17 protein-coding genes are annotated in these 18,284 nt (G+C 59.7%); 6 read left to right on the top strand and 11 right to left on the bottom strand.

Features of this window, described 5'->3' with window-relative positions:
* Positions 1-10: 10 nt before the first annotated feature.
* The 3 genes from ubiA (at position 11) to ACR0K4_RS09260 (ending at position 3,266) form a co-directional block, all read left to right on the top strand.
* Positions 11-973, top strand: coding sequence for a 4-hydroxybenzoate octaprenyltransferase (gene ubiA, locus ACR0K4_RS09270; RefSeq protein WP_480853736.1), 963 nt, complete (start codon positions 11-13; stop codon positions 971-973).
* Between the two features lie 66 nt (positions 974-1,039).
* The gene (locus ACR0K4_RS09265) at positions 1,040-2,944 is read left to right on the top strand and encodes an OmpA family protein (RefSeq protein ID WP_480853735.1); all 1,905 of its coding nucleotides are present in this window, start codon (positions 1,040-1,042) and stop codon (positions 2,942-2,944) included.
* Position 2,945: 1 nt separating this feature from the next.
* Entirely contained in the window at positions 2,946-3,266 is a 321-nt protein-coding gene (locus ACR0K4_RS09260; protein ID WP_480518111.1) for a hypothetical protein, read from the top strand.
* A gap of 1 nt (position 3,267) precedes the next feature.
* On the opposite strand, the gene ACR0K4_RS09255 is transcribed toward ACR0K4_RS09260, so the two are convergent.
* The 3 genes from ACR0K4_RS09255 to pgsA are packed head-to-tail and all read right to left on the bottom strand — an operon-like array spanning position 3,268 to position 4,633.
* Complete coding sequence (locus ACR0K4_RS09255; protein WP_480853733.1) at positions 3,268-3,714, bottom strand: molybdenum cofactor biosynthesis protein MoaE; 447 nt, start codon at positions 3,712-3,714, stop codon at positions 3,268-3,270.
* A 1-nt stretch (position 3,715) separates the two neighbouring features.
* Entirely contained in the window at positions 3,716-3,961 is a 246-nt protein-coding gene (gene moaD, locus ACR0K4_RS09250) for a molybdopterin converting factor subunit 1 (protein ID WP_480518107.1), read from the bottom strand.
* Positions 3,962-3,964: 3 nt separating this feature from the next.
* Positions 3,965-4,633: a CDP-diacylglycerol--glycerol-3-phosphate 3-phosphatidyltransferase gene (gene pgsA / locus ACR0K4_RS09245; protein WP_480518105.1), complete on the bottom strand. Its 669-nt coding sequence runs from the start codon at positions 4,631-4,633 to the stop codon at positions 3,965-3,967.
* Between the two features lie 151 nt (positions 4,634-4,784).
* Here pgsA and ACR0K4_RS09240 point away from each other — a divergent pair, with 151 nt between their 5' ends.
* Positions 4,785-5,669 (top strand): DMT family transporter, encoded by an 885-nt coding sequence (locus ACR0K4_RS09240; protein ID WP_480853732.1) that lies wholly within the window; start codon positions 4,785-4,787, stop codon positions 5,667-5,669.
* Here ACR0K4_RS09240 and uvrC read toward each other — a convergent pair.
* The 6 genes from uvrC to ACR0K4_RS09210 form a co-directional block, all read right to left on the bottom strand.
* The gene (gene uvrC, locus ACR0K4_RS09235; RefSeq protein ID WP_480853731.1) at positions 5,666-7,540 is read right to left on the bottom strand and encodes an excinuclease ABC subunit UvrC; all 1,875 of its coding nucleotides are present in this window, start codon (positions 7,538-7,540) and stop codon (positions 5,666-5,668) included. The two genes, ACR0K4_RS09240 and uvrC, sit on opposite strands and share 4 nt — an antisense overlap.
* A 290-nt stretch (positions 7,541-7,830) precedes the next feature.
* A complete protein-coding gene (locus ACR0K4_RS09230; RefSeq protein ID WP_480853730.1) occupies positions 7,831-8,610 on the bottom strand; it encodes an SDR family oxidoreductase in 780 nt (259 codons plus the stop codon).
* Between the two features lie 19 nt (positions 8,611-8,629).
* Entirely contained in the window at positions 8,630-9,592 is a 963-nt protein-coding gene (locus tag ACR0K4_RS09225) for a calcium/sodium antiporter (protein WP_480518098.1), read from the bottom strand.
* A gap of 168 nt (positions 9,593-9,760) precedes the next feature.
* On the bottom strand, positions 9,761-10,558 hold the full coding sequence (locus ACR0K4_RS09220; RefSeq protein ID WP_480853729.1) for a S49 family peptidase: 798 nt from the start codon (positions 10,556-10,558) through the stop codon (positions 9,761-9,763).
* Positions 10,559-10,672: 114 nt separating this feature from the next.
* A complete protein-coding gene (locus ACR0K4_RS09215) occupies positions 10,673-11,434 on the bottom strand; it encodes an ABC transporter permease (protein WP_480518094.1) in 762 nt (253 codons plus the stop codon).
* A complete protein-coding gene (locus ACR0K4_RS09210) occupies positions 11,431-12,360 on the bottom strand; it encodes an ABC transporter ATP-binding protein (RefSeq protein ID WP_480853728.1) in 930 nt (309 codons plus the stop codon). The genes ACR0K4_RS09215 and ACR0K4_RS09210 overlap by 4 nt, the downstream gene beginning before the upstream one ends.
* Positions 12,361-12,541: 181 nt before the next feature.
* Between ACR0K4_RS09210 and ACR0K4_RS09205 the strand changes: the two genes are divergently transcribed.
* A complete protein-coding gene (locus ACR0K4_RS09205) occupies positions 12,542-13,636 on the top strand; it encodes a CaiB/BaiF CoA transferase family protein (protein ID WP_480853727.1) in 1,095 nt (364 codons plus the stop codon).
* A 57-nt stretch (positions 13,637-13,693) separates the two neighbouring features.
* Here the strand turns inward: ACR0K4_RS09205 and hemE are convergent, their stop codons facing one another.
* Positions 13,694-14,728, bottom strand: coding sequence for a uroporphyrinogen decarboxylase (gene hemE / locus ACR0K4_RS09200; RefSeq protein WP_480853726.1), 1,035 nt, complete (start codon positions 14,726-14,728; stop codon positions 13,694-13,696).
* 107 nt (positions 14,729-14,835) lie between these two features.
* Here hemE and hemC point away from each other — a divergent pair, with 107 nt between their 5' ends.
* Positions 14,836-15,792 (top strand): hydroxymethylbilane synthase, encoded by a 957-nt coding sequence (gene hemC, locus ACR0K4_RS09195; RefSeq protein WP_480853725.1) that lies wholly within the window; start codon positions 14,836-14,838, stop codon positions 15,790-15,792.
* 231 nt (positions 15,793-16,023) lie between these two features.
* Here hemC and ACR0K4_RS09190 read toward each other — a convergent pair whose 3' ends face one another.
* Positions 16,024-18,258 carry a CHASE2 domain-containing protein gene (locus ACR0K4_RS09190; protein WP_480853723.1) on the bottom strand — a complete coding sequence of 745 codons (2,235 nt, stop codon included), beginning with the start codon at positions 18,256-18,258 and terminating at the stop codon, positions 16,024-16,026.
* Between the last annotated feature and the right edge of the window lie 26 nt (positions 18,259-18,284).

Below are 18,284 nucleotides of genomic sequence, written 5' to 3'. Positions count from 1 at the left end.
GACCTTACATATGCAAGGCAATGCCCCAACACCAGACGGCCAGGTCGCGGACGCGGTCAGTGGCAACTGGGTCGACACCCATGCCCCCGCCTTTGCCCGGCCCTACCTTAGGCTCAGCCGCGCGGACCGGCCCATCGGTACATGGCTGCTGCTGATTCCCTGCTGGTGGGGTCTGGCGCTGGCGATCCTGAGCGATGGGTCACCGCGGTGGGAGGATCTGTGGATCGCGATCGGCTGCGCCATCGGGGCCTTCCTGATGCGCGGCGCGGGTTGTACGTGGAACGACATCACTGACCGGGAATTCGACGGCAAGGTCGAACGCACCCGCTCGCGCCCGATCCCCTCGGGTCAGGTCAGCGTGCGTCAGGCAGTGATCTGGATGGGGATGCAATGCCTGCTGGCGCTGGTGATTCTGCTGACTTTCAACCGGGCCGCGATTGCGATGGGGGTCCTGTCGCTGCTGCCCGTCGCTATCTATCCGTTTGCCAAGCGGTTCACCTGGTGGCCGCAGGTGTTTCTGGGGCTGGCCTTCAACTGGGGTGCTTTGCTGGCCTGGGCCGCGCATACGGGCACGGTCGGCTGGCCCGCGATCATCCTCTATCTGTCCGGCATCGCCTGGACCCTGTTTTATGACACCATCTATGCCCATCAGGACGCCGAAGATGATGAGCTGATCGGCATCAAATCCACCGCCCGGCTGTTTGGCGAAGACACCGCGAAATGGCTGAAGTATTTCCTGATTGCCACCGTTGGCCTTATGGGTCTGGCGATTATCGACGCGACCTTGTCACGGGCATCGATCCTGGCGCTGGTCGTTGCGCTGTCGGGGCCATGGGCGATGGGCTGGCATATGGCGTGGCAATTGCGGGGTCTGGATACCGAAGACAATGCCAAACTGCTGCAACTGTTCCGCGCCAACCGCGACACCGGCCTAATTCCGCTGATCTTCCTCTGCGTCGCCCTGATGCTCTGATTGCACCCGCCCGCCCGGCTGGGTATGAGTCCGAAACCCAAGGCCCGAGGAGTCGCAACCCAACCCATGCATTTGCCTTATGCCCTCGCCGTCACGCTGATATTCGCGGTCTCTGCCGCGCTGTCCGTCTTCGGCGCCAGCATTGCTGTGACAAAGATCGAGGACGCCTCGGAACTGGCGGTGCGCCGGGCACTGAACCTTCAGGGTCATGATTGGGCCGAGGTCGAATCGGACGGGTTGCGCGTGGTTCTGACCGGAACAGCCCCCGACGAAGCCACCCGGTTCAACGCGCTGACCGCTGCGGGAACCGAAGTTGATACGTCGCGTGTCATCGACCAGATGGAGGTCGCGCCCACCGCCGATCTGACGCCGCCACGGTTCTCGGCGGAAATTCTGCGCAATGAAAGCGGGGTTTCCGTTATCGGTCTGGTGCCTGCCACCGAAGACCGTGAGGCCATGATCAACCGCCTGCAAAGGCTGGATCAGGACGGATCGGTGTCGGACCTTATGGAAAGCGCGGACTATCCGAAGCCTGAAGGTTGGGATGATGCCATCGGGTTTGCGCTGGATGCACTGACAAGCCTGCCTCGCGCCAAGATCTCTGCCAGTCCCGGGCTGGTTCGGATCACGGCCATCGCGGAAAGCCAGCAGGAAAAGGAACGGCTGGAACAAGACCTCAGCCGGGCGGCCCCTCCCGGCCTGCGGATCGGGCTGGACATCTCGGCGCCCCGTCCGGTGCTCACACCCTTTACACTGCGCTATCTGATCAATGATGAGGGCGGACAATTCGACGCCTGTTCCGCGCAGGATGAGACGGCACGCGAGGCCATCATAGAAGCGGCCCAACAGGCCGGGCTGACCGGGCCCTATAGCTGCACCATTGGCCTCGGCGTACCCTCGCCCCGCTGGGCAGACGCGGCGGAACTCAGCATCAAAGCACTGGCAGAGATTGGTCAGGGCTCGGTTACGCTGTCGGATGCCGATATCACTCTGGTGGCGGCGCAGGGCACCAGCACGGCGCTGTTTGACCGCGTCGTGGGTGAGCTGGAAAACGCTCTGCCTGACGTGTTCGTCCTGCATGCGGTGTTGCCTGAACCGGAAATGGAAGACGCGACCGGCCCGGTTGAATTCACCGCGACCCGCAGCCCGGAAGGGCTGGTGCAACTGCGTGGACGCCTGAGCGACGACACCTTGCACAGTATGGTCGACAGTTTTGCCCGAGCGGCCTTTGGATCGACGCAAGTCCATATGGCGACCCGCATCGTGTCTGATCTGCCGGCTGACTGGCCCGTGCGGGTCCTGGCGGGGCTGGAGGCGCTGTCGCAGCTGCATAACGGCGTGTTGACGGTCACGCCGGACAACGTGACCCTTTCGGGGCTCAGTCATGATCCCGATGCAAAACCCCGCATCGCGGGCCTGTTGTCGGAAAAGCTGGGCGATGCGCAGGATTTCACGCTTTCGATCACCTATCAGGAACCACCTGAACCCGAGGACGCCCTGCCCGACCCCGAGCTCTGCGAAGAACAAATTGCTCAAGTTCAGGCCAGCACGAAGATCGCGTTTGAACCCGGCTCGGCCACGGTCGCCTCGGATTCGCGTGACGCGTTGAATCAGATCGCCGATATTCTGCGGGATTGCGGCCCGATCCGATTGGAGATTCAGGGCCACACTGACAGTCAGGGGCGGGAAGAGATGAACCAGCAGCTCAGCCAGGCGCGCGCGCAATCGATTCTGAACGAATTGCGTGGGCGTCGGATCCCGACCTCAAGCTATACCGCTGTCGGTTATGGAGAGACGCAGCCCATTGCCGACAATGATACCGAGGATGGGCGCGAGGAAAACCGTCGCATCGAATTCCGCCTGATCCGCCCCGAACCGGTCGCCAACACCGAAACCGGGCTTGAGGCGATGGAAGCCGAGGCCGAGACCCCTGAAACCGACGCAACGGATGCGGGCGCAGAGGACCAGTAAGTTGAACAGAACCGAATTCATCATCGCCACCGCCATCATCCTGTTCGCAGCCTTCTGCATGGGCTGGTTTGCCAACTGGCTGGCCCACCGTCTGTCGCGCGTGCGCCAAAGTGACGTGGCCGATCTGGATCGCATGAGCCAGGAGCTGCACGAGGCCGAAGAAACCCGCGATCAGGCCATCACCTATCTGCAACAGCGCGAGGCCGAGCTGACCAATCAGCTGACCCAGACCGAGGCCGAACTTGCCGCTACAATGGAAGTCGTCCGCGCCGCCCGACAAGAGGCCGAGGAACTGCGCGGCCGTATCAACAACGCAGACTGATTTACCAGCGCGTCAACGCGTCTTCATCCTCGTCCTTGGCGGCCACCCATTCGGAACCGGATGTGGTGATTTCCTTCTTCCAGAACGGCGCGCGGGATTTGAGGTAATCCATCAGAAACTCTGCTGCCTCGAACGCATCTTTTCTGTGAGGCGACGCGGTGGCCACCATCATGATCCGGTCGCCCGGCGCAAGACGCCCATGGCGGTGGATCACCAGCACATCACCCAGCGACCAACGCGCCTGCGCCTCTTCGGTGATTTTGGCAAGCGCCCGCTCGGTCATGCCGGGGTAATGCTCGATCTCCATCACGTCCAGATCGCCGGTGGCCAGATCGCGCACGACGCCGGCAAAGGTCACAATAGCGCCGTTTGCCGCCTCATCGCCCGACGCAAAGGCGTTGACCTCGGCCCCCAGATCAAAGGGCGCTTCCTGAACGACGACGCGCATGTCAGCCCCCTGTCATGGGTGGGAAAAACGCAACCTCGCGCACGCCAGTCAAAGGAGCGTCAAAATCCGACAATTCCTGATCCAGCGCCACGCGCAGAGCCGACAGATCGGCGAAAGCGGCGGCATAGCGATCCTCGCGCGCGCTCAACTCTGCGACCAGATCATTGACCGTGGCAGCCTGCGTTTCGACCTTTTCTTTCGGCAGGCCGATGCGTTCGCGCACCCAGGCGAAATACAGCACGTCCATCCGTTAGCTCTCCTTCAGGTGGGGCATCGCTTTACGTAGGTAGTCATAGCCGGTGATCAATGTCAGCGTGGCGGCAATCCACAACAACCACAGCCCGATCTGTCCGGACCAGTACATGCCGGTGAGATGCCAGCGCAGGTGATTCACGTCCTCAACCTGGCCCGAGATCACCTGCTCGACCAGATCGGCATCCATACCAAAGGTCGACATCACCGCATAATGTTCAAAGATGCCCTGCGAAAACAGAACCGCAATGGCAACCATTTGCGCCGTCGTCTTCCACTTGGCCAGCTTGGTGACCTTGAGCGTACCGGCAACATCGCCCAGATATTCGCGCAGACCCGAGACGAAAACCTCGCGAAACAGGATCACGGTGGCCGGCAAGACCAGCCAGGCGGTCCAGCTGTCCTGAGCATACCCCACAAGTATCATCAGCGCGATCACCACCATCGCCTTGTCGGCAATCGGGTCAAGCATCGCGCCAATCTTGGTCTCCTGTTTCCACGCGCGCGCAAGATAACCGTCGAACCAGTCGGTAATCGCAGCCGACAGGAACAGGATCAGCGCAAACCAGTCTGCATAGGGTCGGGTGAAATACAAAAACATCACGGCCAGACCGGGTGCAGCCAGCAGACGCAGCAGAGTCAGAATATTGGGCAGGTTCCACTTCATAATGCCGACCCTACATCGCGGTTTCAGGACAGAAAAGACAGGCTGTCGAAAAACATCCCCAATCACAGATGGTTGGTCAAAGCGCCGCAGCCCTTGGACTCGGGCCGGTTTGACGTCAGATTGCGCAGAACATCAGACCGGGGCAAGGTACATGACAACTCATATTAAAACCGACCCCAGGTCAAACCTGATCGGCAGCGCCTGGATGATCGGCGCCATGGCCATGTTCGCCGTCGAGGACGCGCTGCTGAAGTCCGCCGCAGTCGCCCTGCCGATCTGGCAGGTTCTGATCCTGTTCGGACTGGGTGGATCTGTCATCTTCGCCATTGTTGCCATGCAGCGCGGCACCCGCCTGTTTCACCCCGACGTGCGGTCGCGCGCGATGCAGGTGCGCGCTTGTTTCGAGGTTCTGGGCCGGTTGTTCTATGTGCTGGCGATCGCCTATACGCCGCTGTCCTCGGCGACGGTGATCCTGCAGGCCACGCCCCTCGTCGTTGTTGCGGGGGCTGCTGTGTTCTTTGGCGAGACTGTCGGGTGGCGACGTTGGAGCGCTATTCTGATCGGTTTGATCGGAGTGGTGATCATCATTCAGCCCACCGGAGACAGTTTCTCGGCGCTGTCCATTCTGGCGGTCCTTGGCATGTTCGGTTTTGCAGGCCGCGATTTGTCCAGCCGCGCCGCGCCAGCGACGCTGGGCACCGAGGTGCTGGGGTTTTACGGGTTCATCTGCGTGGTTCTTGCCGGGGGTCTGTTCTGGTTCTTCGAAGGCGGTGCGTTTGTCGCGCTCAGCCCGCAACACAGCCTCTATATGGCCGGGGCGGTCCTGTGCGGGGCCATTGCCTATGCGTCCCTGATGAAGGCCATGCGCACCGGCGAAGTCTCGGCCGTCACGCCGTTTCGCTATTCGCGATTGCTGTTCGGAATCGGGTTGGGCGTTATGATGTTCGGCGAACGGCTGGACCGCACCATGTGGATCGGCAGCGCGCTGATCGTGGCCTCGGGGCTGTATATCCTGTGGCGGGGACGCCGCACCTAGCCCTTGTCGTGGAAGAAATCGTAAACTTTCTGCGCCAGCCCGGCTGATATCCCCTCGACCGCTTTCAAATCCGCCAAATTGGCCCGGCTGACCGCCTTGGCACTGCCGAAATGAGTCAGCAAGGCGCGCTTGCGCGCAGCCCCCACGCCAGGGATCTCGTCCAGAGGCGTAGCGCCGACCGCCTTGGCCCGCTTCGCCCGGTGGGTTCCGATTGCAAAGCGGTGTGCCTCGTCCCTGAGACGCTGGATGAAATACAGCACCGGGTCGTTGCGTTTCAGCGCAAAGGGACGCTGGCCGGTGCGATGGAATTCTTCCTTGCCGTGATCCCGGTCAACACCTTTGGCGACACCAACCATTGGAATGTCTTCGACGCCATGTTCGACCATGATCTCGCGCACCGCACTCACTTGCCCGGCGCCGCCATCGATCAGCAGCAGGTCGGGCCACATGCCTTTTTCGCGGTCGGGATCTTCCTTTTGCAGGCGGGTGAAACGGCGGGTCAGGACCTCTTTCATCATGCCGAAATCGTCGCCAGGGGTCAGGTCGTCGCCACGGATATTGAACTTGCGATAAGCATTTTTCATGAACCCTTCGGGGCCCGCTACGATCATGCCGCCCACGGCGTTCGCGCCCTGGATATGGCTGTTGTCATAGACTTCGATCCGGGCCGGAGGCGCGTCCAGCTCAAACGCCTCGGCCACATCGCGCAGCAGCTTGGCCTGCGTGGCACTTTCCGACATCCGTCGGGCCAGCGATTCACGTGCGTTGCGCAGGGCACCGGCGACCAGTTCCTGCTTTTCGCCGCGTTGCGGGACAAGGATTTCCACCTTGCGGCCCGCTTTCTCGGACAGAGCCTGCTGCATCAGATCGGCGTTTTCGATTGCGTCCGACAGGATCAGTTGCCGGGGTGGTTCCTTGTTGTCGTAGAACTGGCCCAAAAAGGCCTCCATCACCTCGGCAGGCGACACGTCGGCCCCGACCCGAGGGTAGAAATCCTTGTTCCCCCAGTTCTGATTTGCGCGGATAAAGAACACCTGCACACAGGCCTGCCCGCTATCCATGTAAAGGCCGATCACGTCCGCCTCGACCACGCCGCGCGGGTTGATGCCCTGAGAGGTCTGTACCTGTGTCAGCGCCCTTATCCGGTCACGCAGACCGGCGGCGCGTTCGAACTCCATCGCCTCAGAAGCCGCCATCATCTGTTCCGCCAGATCCTCTTGCACTTTGGTCGACCGGCCCGAGAGGAACCGCTCAGCATCCCTGACGCTTTCACGGTAATCCGCTTCCGAAATCAAACCCACACACGGTCCCGAACAGCGCTTGATCTGATAGAGCAGACAGGGTCGCGTGCGGCTGTCGAACATCGAATCCGAGCAATTGCGCAACAAAAACGCCTTTTGCAGCTGGTTCAGCGTCCGATTGACAGCACCCGCACTGGCGAAAGGGCCGAAATAAGCCCCCTTCTCTTTCTTTGCCCCCCGATGTTTCTTGATCTGCGGAAAGGCGTGATCCTTGGCGACCAGAATATTGGGAAAGCTTTTATCATCGCGCAACAGCACGTTGTATTTTGGCTTGAGCTGCTTGATCAGGTTCTGTTCCAGCAGCAGCGCTTCGGTTTCGGTCCGCGTGGTCAGAAACATCATCGAAGCGGTCGCGGCGATCATTTTCTCGATCCGGCCCGAATGCCCGGGTCGCGTGTAATTCGACACCCGCGCCTTCAGGTTCCGCGCTTTGCCCACGTATAAAACCCGACTGTCACCGTCCAGCATCCGGTATACGCCGGGCGATCCGTCCAATGTCTTTGCATACCGTTGAATGCAGGAATAGCCGGTGGATTGAATGTCAGAAGGTGAGTCGCTGTCGGTGGTCATACGCCAGAGATATGATTCTCTGACCCCGGCTGCAATCTTGAGCGTTCCAGTTCAAGAGAAAACAAATCCACGGTTTCTGTGGATAACTGTGCAGATAAGTTTTGGGTCGCCCGGAATTTCCCTTGTTTCATTAAGGATTCCTTGATTTGCCTAAAAAATAGGCGATCAAATAACACATTGTTTTTATTATATATTTTTTATTTCATAAGGCAAGTGTATGAAAGATAAGACATTTTTGTAACGCGCTGGTAACAGAAACGAGAGCGGTGCAAAACTTGCATCCGAGTTGTCTATTCCACGCCCAGAACGTCAGGAGTTTGCCAGCCCAGATGCTGACCGCCATCCACGCATAAAAGCTGTCCGGTAACCGCGTGCGCGTCCAGAAAATACCCCAGCGCCGCGGTGATATCGGATGGGTTTGCTCCACGCTCGAGCACGGTATTCATGCGCTGCGCCTTATAGTGATCCGCACTTTGCCGGTGCCCCTGCATCGTTGGCCCGGGTCCGATTGCGTTGACACGAATGGCAGGCGTCAACGCCTGAGCTGCGGTTCGCGTCAGCGCCCACAGACCCATCTTGGCGATGGTGTAGGACATAAACTCGGGCGTCAGCTTGCGGACGCGCATATCGACCATGTTGACGATCAGTCCGGTTGCAACAGGTTCGCCCACGTCGTCCGTTTCCGGCTCCAGACCCTGCTCGGCCATCGCCTGCGTCAGAACGAATGGCGCGCGCAGGTTGCTGTCGAGATGACGGTCCCAGCTGGCGCGTGTTGCGGTGTGGATGTTGTCATATTCGAAGATCGAGGCGTTGTTCACGAGGCACGTAATCGGCCCGCCCAACCCTTCGGCCGCGCGGGACAACAGTTTGGCCACCTGCGCTTCGTCCAGCAGGTCCGCCTGCAATGCGACGGCGTGCCGACCCAGAGCCTTGATCTCGGCCACAACCGCCTGTGCAGGCTGTTCTGAAGTCGCAAAGTGGACGGCGACATCATACCCGCGCTGCGCCAGATACAGGGCCATCGCCCGGCCAAGGCGAATTCCGGCACCGGTCACCAACGCTCGGGTCATAAGGCTCGCTCCCTGCTTCTTACGCCAACAGAGAAATGACGTAGACTACATACAGAAGTGTCAACACCATACCCCAGCCGCGTGTGATGTCTTTCTTGAAAAAGACGAAGGGGATCAGCAACAGGGATGAGCCCAGCATGACCCAAAGATCAAATCGCAGGAATTCAGGATCAACCGGGATGCGTCCGAACAAGGTCGCGATACCGATAATGGCCAGCAGGTTGAACATGTTCGACCCGATGACATTGCCCAGCGCCACATCCGCCTGACGGCGCAGCGCGGCCATCACGGTGGTGGCCAGTTCCGGCAATGACGTGCCCACGGCAATGAGTGTCAGACCGATGACCGTTTCGCTGACCCCATAATCGCGAGCAATAATTGTCGCGTTATCGACCAGCAGATGTGCCCCCATGGGAAGCCCGATCAGGCCCAGAATCAGATAAATCGAAACCTTCCAGTAAGGCATGTCCGGGTCGGCTTCTTCCAACCCTTCCAGCTCCTCGTCATCGGCGCAGGCTTCACCACAGGCTTTGCGGTGGGCATGGGCCTCGCGGAAGGCATTGCCGAGCACCAGGCCCAAAGCGACCAGCAAAATGGCACCGCTGATCAGGTTGAAAACTCCGCAGAAGGCCAATCCGATGAACAGAACCGAAGCGAGCAGCATAAAGACATAGTTCTTGCGGCTGTCGCATTCGCTTGTGTGCAAGGTCGCCAGCAGCGCGGGCAAACCCAGAACCAGCAGAATATTTGCGGTGTTCGACCCCACAACGTTGCCCAGTGCAATACCCGGCGCGTTTTCCTGAATCGCGCTGATCGCAATCAACAACTCGGGTGCCGAGGTGCCAAAGGCCACTATGGTCAGGCTGACGATCAGTGCGGGCACACCAAGACGCAGGCTGAGATTGACCGCACCACGCACCAGCGCATCCCCTGCCAACAACAGGATCAGAAGTCCGAGGCCGGAAAACAGCCATGCTGTCATGAACGGCCCCCCTTTTCGCAGGCACAGGGACCTTTGCCAATTCTGAACCGGCCACAGCGCGAACATCTGGCCGAATTCAGCCGTTTTTGCCCCGGAAAGCGCAGCTTTCCGAACATCGCCAGCACCGCCATGCCGACCAGAAACAAAGTGACGGCCTTGATGATCACATTACAAACCGAAACGCGCGTAGGCCGCCCGCTCCTCTAGCCCGGCAATGGCGTCCTGTGCCATCTCGGCCCCAAAGCGCGACCAGAACGGTTTCTTCAATCCGTAACGGCGGAATTTCACTTTGTCGCCGAAACGGTCCTGCATCTTGGGTTTGAGATGAGCAATGCCGTCGATCAAACCCAACTCCTGCGCCCGCCGCGCCAGCCAGACCTCGCCCGTGAACAAATCCTGGGTCTCGTCCAGTTTGCCGCCGCGGCGCGATTTGACATGCGCAATGAAATTCTCGTGGATATCACCCAGCAGGCGTTTCAGACGTGCGACGTCTTCTTTCTTTTCCGGCGCGAACGGGTCGAGCATCGATTTCGACTGGCCCGCCGTGTGAACCCGCCGCTCGAACCCCTGCCGGGCGAGAAAGACATGCGCGCCGAACCCCGACGAAATCACCCCGATCGAGCCAAGAACGGAACTGTCATCCGCGTAGATTTCATCGGCTGCCGCCGCCAGCCAATACCCGCCCGAGGCCGCCACATCCTCGACAAAGGCATAGACGGGGATATCCAGCTCATCCGCCAGCCGCCGGATGCGCGCCCCGATCAGAGAGCTTTGCACCGGGGAACCGCCGGGCGAGTTCACCTCAAGCGCGACGGCGGCGGGTTTGCCCTTGCGGAATGCCTTTTCAAGCACCGGCGCCAAACCGGCATCCGACATCGACCCACGCCCGGCCATTCCAATTGCACCGGACAGGCGGACAATGGCGACGCAAGGGTGCTTTTTGACAAATGGCAGGCTGAACTTCATGGGTGCCGATGTAGAGTGCGCCCAACCGGTAAACAAGGGACGGTCCGGGCGTTAAATGTGACGTGAACACATTTTCCTGAGTGTGATGGGCAAAAATGCAACGGCCAACCTGACTTAGCTGCGAATGCGCCAGCCGGTTTTGAAGATCCAGCCAATGATTCCCAAACACAATACTGTGAACGCCAGAATTGCCAAAAGGCTGAACCCGATAGGAACATCGGCCAGACCGTAAAAGGACCAGCGGAAGCCCGAAATCAGATAGACAACCGGGTTGAACAAGGTGATCGTCTGCCAGACCGGCGGCAGCATCGAGATCGAATAAAACGTGCCCCCCAGAAAGATCAGCGGGGTCACGATCAGCTGCGGCACCAGCGACATCTGCTCGAAATTGCTGGCCCAGATACCGATGATAAAACCCAGCAGGGAAAAGCTGAGGCAGGTCAGGATCAGAAACACAGCCATCGCGATGGGGTGTTCGATGCGTAAATCCACAAAGAATGTGGCCGTGGCCAGAATCACCAGCCCCACAAAAAGCGACTTGGTGGCTGCAGCCCCCACATACCCGATAACGATCTCGATAAAATTCACCGGGGCCGACAAAAGCTCGTAGATCGTGCCCAGGAATTTCGGAAAGTAAATCCCGAAGGACGCGTTGGAGATGGCCAGCATCACCACGGACAGCATGATCAGACCGGGCACGATGAACGCGCCATAAGACACGCCTTCAACCTCCTGAATGCGGCTGCCGATGGCGGTGCCAAAGACCACGAAATACAAGGAAGTCGACAGAACCGGCGACAGAAAGCTCTGCGCCAGAGTGCGAAAGAACCGGGCCATTTCAAACCGGTATATGGCGGCGATGGCGGACCAGTTCATGCGGGTTCTCCGGACACCAGATTGACAAAGATTTCCTCAAGGCTCGACTGCCGGGTCTGCACGTCGCGCAAGACCAACCCTGCCTGGGCCACATCGTTCAGCAATGTTGTAATGCCAGTTCGGTCCGCATTTGTGTCATAGGTATAAAACAGCGCATCGCCAGCGCCACTCAGCGTCAGGCTATGTGCTGCCAGACTTTCCGGAATGGCCGAGATCGGTTCCGTCAACATCACCTCGATCTGCTTTTTCCCCATCTGAGCCATCAAAGTGTCTTTGTCCTGTACCAGTAGCAACTCACCCTTGTCGATGACCCCGACACGATCGGCAATGGCCTCGGCCTCTTCGATGTAGTGCGTGGTCAGGATGATGGTGACACCGGCCTGTTTCAGCTCGGCCACAATCTCCCACATGTCCTTGCGCAGTTCGACATCCACGCCTGCGGTAGGCTCGTCCAGAAACAACACACGCGGTTCATGCGCCAGTGCCTTGGCGATCAGCACCCGGCGCTTCATTCCGCCCGACAGTTCCTTGATCGCATTCTTGCGCTTGTCCCACAGCGAGAGCTTGCGAAGGATCTCCTCGATCCGGGCGTTGTCTGAGCCATACCCAAACAAGCCCCGAGAGAAGCGCACCGTGTTCCAGACCTTCTCAAACGGTTCCAGCGCAATTTCCTGCGGCACAAGTCCGATCATCCGGCGGGCTGCGCGAAAATCGGTCTGAATGTCGTGCCCCCCAACAGTCACGCTGCCAGAGGTTGGTGTGGTGATACCGCATATCGTAGAGATCAGCGTCGTCTTGCCCGCGCCATTCGGGCCGAGCAGGGCCAGAATCTCACCCTCTTCAATGTCCAGCGAGACACCTTTGAGTGCCTCGAACCCATCCGCATAGGATTTTCGCAGATCCCGGATCGATAGTATCGTCGTCATTCATGCCCTCATTCTGGCCCAGACCCTATCGCGGCAACTGATCAGAGAACAGGGCATTTCCGCAAAGATGTGGGCCAGCGAGGCCTCGGACGGCGCGATTGAATCAGATTGCCTGCCGCCAGACATTTCCGGCTTGCATTCCAGCATCGCCCCGGAAACCCTGAGCATTGGGGAGGACGATATGCTTGACGGTATCCGTATCATTGAATTCGAAGGGCTGGGCCCCGGGCCCTTTGCTGCCATGTTGCTTGCAGATATGGGAGCGGACGTGATCACCATCCACCGCAAAGGCGCGCCCGTGACGCCCGGCATGCCGGGTCGGTCCCTGCTGGATCGCGGCAAACGCTCAATCGCTCTGGACCTGAAGGACAGCGCAGACCTTCATGTGGCCCGCAAGTTGATCGCCACGGCAGATGCGTTGATCGAAGGCTTCCGCCCCGGAGTGATGGAAAAACTCGGGCTTGGCCCATCCATCTGCCACGATCTGAACCCCAAACTGATCTATGGGCGCATGACGGGTTGGGGTCAGGACAGTCCATTGTCACATAGCGCCGGGCACGATCTGAACTATATCGCGCTCTCTGGAGCGCTCTGGTACGCCTCGGCCCCCGGTCAGGCCCCTGTGACACCCGCAACTCTGGTTGGCGATATCGGCGGCGGCGCGATGTATCTGGTTGCCGGTCTTTTGGCAGGCCTGCTCAATGCGCAGCGTACCGGGGTTGGCACAGTGGTCGACGCCGCCATCTATGACGGCTCAGCCCATATGATGAACCTGTTGATGAGCCTGCGGCAAACCGGAAACCTCTCAGACACCCGCGGCCAAAGCCTGCTGGATGGCCCCCATTGGAGCCGAAGCTATACTTGCGCCGACGGCGGCCATATCTCGGTTCAGTGCCTCGAGCCGAAATTCTACACCTGTTTCCTTGATCTCATGAAGTTAGGGGATGATCCGGAATTCGCCCAGCAATATGACCATACCGCGTGGCCCCGACTTTCAGACCGGCTCGCCGATATCTTCGCCACCAAGCCGCGCGATCACTGGGCCGCGCTGTTTCACGGCACAGATGCCTGCGTTACACCTGTCCTGTCCCCCACAGAAGCCCAGGCACATCCCATGAATGCCGCCCGGCAAACATGGCTGGACCACGACGGTACAAGACAAGCCGCCGCCGCCCCCCGCTTCTCCACCCGCAACTGGCACCCTAAACCCAGCCCCAAACGCGGAGAGCACACGCAGGACATCCTGAACGAACTCCCGCCCGCTTCATCTGGTTAAAAATATCCCGGGGGAGAATTGGCCGCAGGCCAAGAGGGGGCTGGCCCCCTCACCCGATCACCGCCCGCGCACCGTATCGATCATCAACTGAACATTCTCAGGGTCCGCATCCGGCGTGATCCCATGCCCCAGATTGAAGATATGCGGGCCTTTCGAGAACGCCTCGAAAATCGCGCGGGTCTCATCCACCAGCGCCTGCCCGCCCGTCACCATATGCGACGAGGCCAGATTGCCCTGCACACAGCCATCCACCTGCACATGTTCAGCCGCCCAGTCCGGCGACACGGAATTGTCCAACGCCACGCAATCGACGCCCGTGGCCTTGGCAAAGCCGACATAACCTTCACCCGCTTCACGCGGGAAGCCGATCACTGGAATACCCGGATGACGCGCCTTGATCGCCTGCGTAATCGCCCGGCAAGGTTCAACGGCGTATTTCCGGAACGCCTCGCCCTTCAAAGATCCCGCCCAGCTGTCGAAAATCTTGACCACCTCGGCCCCGGCCTCGATCTGCGCCGACAGATATTCGATGGTCGCCAGAGTAATTCGATCCAGTAGAGCCTCGAACAGAGCGGTGTTTTCTTCACGCAACGCATGCGCCGGCCCCTGATCCGGCGTGCCACGCCCGGCGATCATATAGGTGGCCACCGTCCAAGGGGCACCTGCGAAACCGATCAGCGTTGTCTCGGAGGGCAATTCCCGCGACAGGATGCGCACGGTCTCATAGACTGGCGACAGCGTCTCGTGGATATCCTCAACCGGTTTCAGCGCATCGAAGTCCGATTGCTGCGTGATCTTTGACAGGCGCGGGCCTTCACCGGTGACAAACCACAGGTCAGCGCCCAGCGCTTGCGGTACCAGCAGGATATCTGCAAACAAGATCGCCGCGTCAAAGCCATAGCGGCGAATGGGCTGCAATGTAACTTCGGCCGCCAGTTCGGGGTTGTAACACAGCGACAGAAAATCCCCGGCCTGCGCACGGGTCGCGCGATACTCGGGCAGATAGCGCCCGGCCTGGCGCATCATCCAGATCGGCGGAACGTCCTGAACCTCGCCCGCCAGCGCCCGCAGCAATGTCTTTGTTTCGGCCATGCCTGTCCCCAATCTTCCGGTTTGGCGTCACCGGTCGTCCCTCAGTGGCAATTTGTCAAGCTCTGCCCCCATTGTCAGGGCAATGTGACGCGACTAAAGCTGTGCGCATGAGTCTCACATTGCCCACCCCCGCCTCGCCTCTCAAAATCGGTACCCGTGGATCGCCGCTGGCGCTGGCGCAGGCACATGAAACCCGCGCGCGTCTGAGCAAAGCGTTCGACCTGCCCGAAGACGCGTTCGAGATCGTGGTGATCAAGACCACCGGCGACAACCGCGCCATGATCGATGCGGACCGCCCGCTGAAAGAGATCGGCAACAAAGGTCTTTTCACCAAGGAAATCGAAGAGGCGATGTTGCGCGGCGATATTGACATTGCGGTGCATTCGACAAAGGACATGCCGGTCGAGCAACCGGCCGGGCTGGTGTTGGACACGTTCCTGCCGCGCGAAGATGTGCGCGACGCCTTTATCTCTCCCAGCCTGCGCTCCATTCACGATCTGCCGGAAGGCGCAGTGGTCGGAACGTCTTCACTGCGGCGGCGTGCACAGCTGCTGAATCGGCGACCCGATCTGAACGTGGTCGAGTTTCGCGGCAATGTGCAGACCCGGCTGAAGAAACTGGCCGACGGGGTGGCCGATTGCACCTTTCTCGCAATGGCCGGGCTGCGGCGTCTACAGATGGACGAGGTTCCGGCCACGGCAATCTCGCCCGACGACATGCTGCCCGCGATTGCGCAGGGCACCATCGGGATTGAACGGCGCGCCGACGACAGCCGCGCCGCTGATATGTTGGCCGCAATACACCACACCGAAACCGGTAACCGGCTTGCAGCGGAACGCGCCTTGCTGTTGGGGCTGGACGGCTCGTGCGAAACGCCTATTGCCGGGCTGGCGCAAATCCAGGATGGCACCCTTCACCTGCGCGGCGAAGTCCTGCGCCCGGACGGGTCGGAATCCATCGCGCTTGAAGCAACGGGCCCAGCCTCGGACGGGGCGTCCATCGGTCAGAAAATGGCTGCAGATTTGCTGGCCAAGGCCGGTCCGGGATTTTTTGATTGGCGATAAGCAATTAATTTTCAACGAATGTGAACTTGTTCACTGAACCCGCTGCGCATTTGGTGCAATGTGAGGTTGTGCTGATGAGAACACCCGGGCGGTCTCGAGTATATCGAAAGTTTTAGCCCGTTATGTTTTAGATAGTATTCGAGGGGGCGAGACCGACCTCTTTGTTCCATCAGACGGGCCGCTGTTGAATTACCAACAGCGGCCCATTTTATTTGCCCAGCAAATTCCAATCTAACCGGTGGCTCTGTTGGGGCCATTGTGATGGCTAAACACCACCTGCGTCGCGGATACATCGGCGCGAAAATCTGCCACGCGCCCGGGAATCGCCCGATAGAAATCAACCAGTCCCCGCTCGACCTCTGCCGACAAGTGGATGCAATCACTGCAGTATCTAAGTATTTCATCCTGAGTCTCGCGGTTTCTGATCGCGGTTATCAGTGTCTCATGCGCCCTTTCCAGAGATTTGAACGCGTCACTCAGGGCCACGTCGCGATTACCGACCAGAAGATATACCGGCTCTGGCTCGCTTTTCCCCTTGAGATCTATAAACCCGGCCTCCAGCACCGCCAGGTCCGAACCGGTCGCCGCTTGCACTGAGTGTGAGACAAGAATGTCGTACTCTACGTGGCGGCAGGTCTGCTCGATCCGCGCTGCCACGTTTACGACATCCCCGATAACCGTATAGTTGAACCGGCGGCGCGAACCGATATTGCCGACACACGCGGTGCCTGTCGCACAACCGGTCGCCAGCGCTATTGGCGGGCGTCCCTGCATGGTCGGAGAGTCATTGAACACTGTAAGGGCCTGGCGCATGTTCAGCGCCGCAAGCGCGGCTTTGCAGGGATGATCGGGAACCGGAAGCGGCGCGTTCCAGAACGCCATGACGGCATCACCGATGAATTTGTCGATCGTTCCGCGCTCTAGCAGAATGCGATCCCCGATTTCCGAGAACAGTTCATTTAACAACGCGACCAGACCAGTGGCCGAGACCGTTTCGGAAAGTGGCGTGAAACCGCGAATATCCGAGAACATCACGGTGATCTCTTGCGTCTCGCCGCCCAGTTGCAATTGGTGACCGTTGGCCTCCATCTCATCCAGTATTTCCGGCGCGACATAATGCGAGAAGGTCTGGCGGATCACACGCTTCTCACGCTCGGTCGACGCGAACTGATATGCGGCCAGCAATCCGAAATTGGCCATCCCGCCAATCAGCGGAAATGTAGCGTCAAACAGGACCAACTGATTCTGGAACGCCATCCAACTGATGCCCATCACGACAGCGGCCGCGACACCACCCGCCACAAACGAGGCCACGGCACCAAAGCTGGACATCACCACCGTTACAACAACCCCAAGGATGACAAAGGCCACCAATTCCAGCGCCGATGTTACATCCGAGCGACTGAGCATTTCGCCCAGCAGAATCTGCTCAATGATCTGCGCGTGGATAGAAACACCCGGCACGGATTCGCCCAGCGCGGTTTCGCGCATATCAAACAGCCCCGCTGCGGAAGTTCCGACAAGGATGATCCGCCCCTCGATCTGTTCGCGCAATTGCGGGTTCTCGTGGTCTTGCATGACATCGTCCGCAGAAAGATACAGATCGGGATGATCCTTGCGGTACCGCACCCAGATTTCGCCATGTTCGGTGGTTGGCATCCAGTAATCCGCAAGCCCGACACCCAGCATGATACCGGCCTCGTCCTGTGCACCTTCGGCGAAGTAGACCGGCTCATCCAGTGCGACCCGCAGCGCCTCAACGCCCAGCCCAGGCATGACGCCGCCCGGACCGGCCCACAGAACCGGAACCCGACGAACCACGCCCAGACCGCCGATCGGAGACACGTTCACCCCGCCCACACCGGATGCGTAATCGCCCAAAGGCGGGGCCAGCGGAGTCCAATGGGGCACGTCGGTCAGTCCGGCTGCGGGGTTTTCGCCGATTTCGATCAGCCCGGACTTGGGGGCCACGACCGCCCCGCCATCGGAAATCCGAGCGGCAACACCCAGAATAACCGGATAACCCGCAAGGGCCGCCGCGAATTTCACATCATTGTCCAACTCTGTCGCGTCGGAGTCCACGCTCAGAACACCCGACAGCGCCGGATCCTGCAGCAATCTGGACGGAGAATACCGATCCGGCTCGACAAACAGCATGTCGAAGGCGATCGCGGCGGCCCCGTAATCTGCCAATCTGTCAACCATCTGCGCCAACTGGGTGCGCGGCCAGGGCCATTGACCCCAGGCTGTCAGGGATTGCTCGTCTATGTCCACGACGCGCACAGGAAGATCGGGATCATAGACACGTGGCGAAATCCGTTGCAGAGCGTCGAAATAGATCAGCCGGGAAATCTGCACCGGGTAGGGGTCCGCAACGCGAATGAAACAGCCGAACATGATCAGAATGATGCCCACCAGACGGAAGGCCAGCATCCGCGCCTTTCTGTCTATCGTTCTGCGCGCCACGTGATCCTCCTTGGCGCTTGCGCGAG

The organism is Ruegeria sp. K11, assembly GCF_056531905.1.
This window is presented reverse-complemented; position numbering and strand designations above follow the sequence as displayed.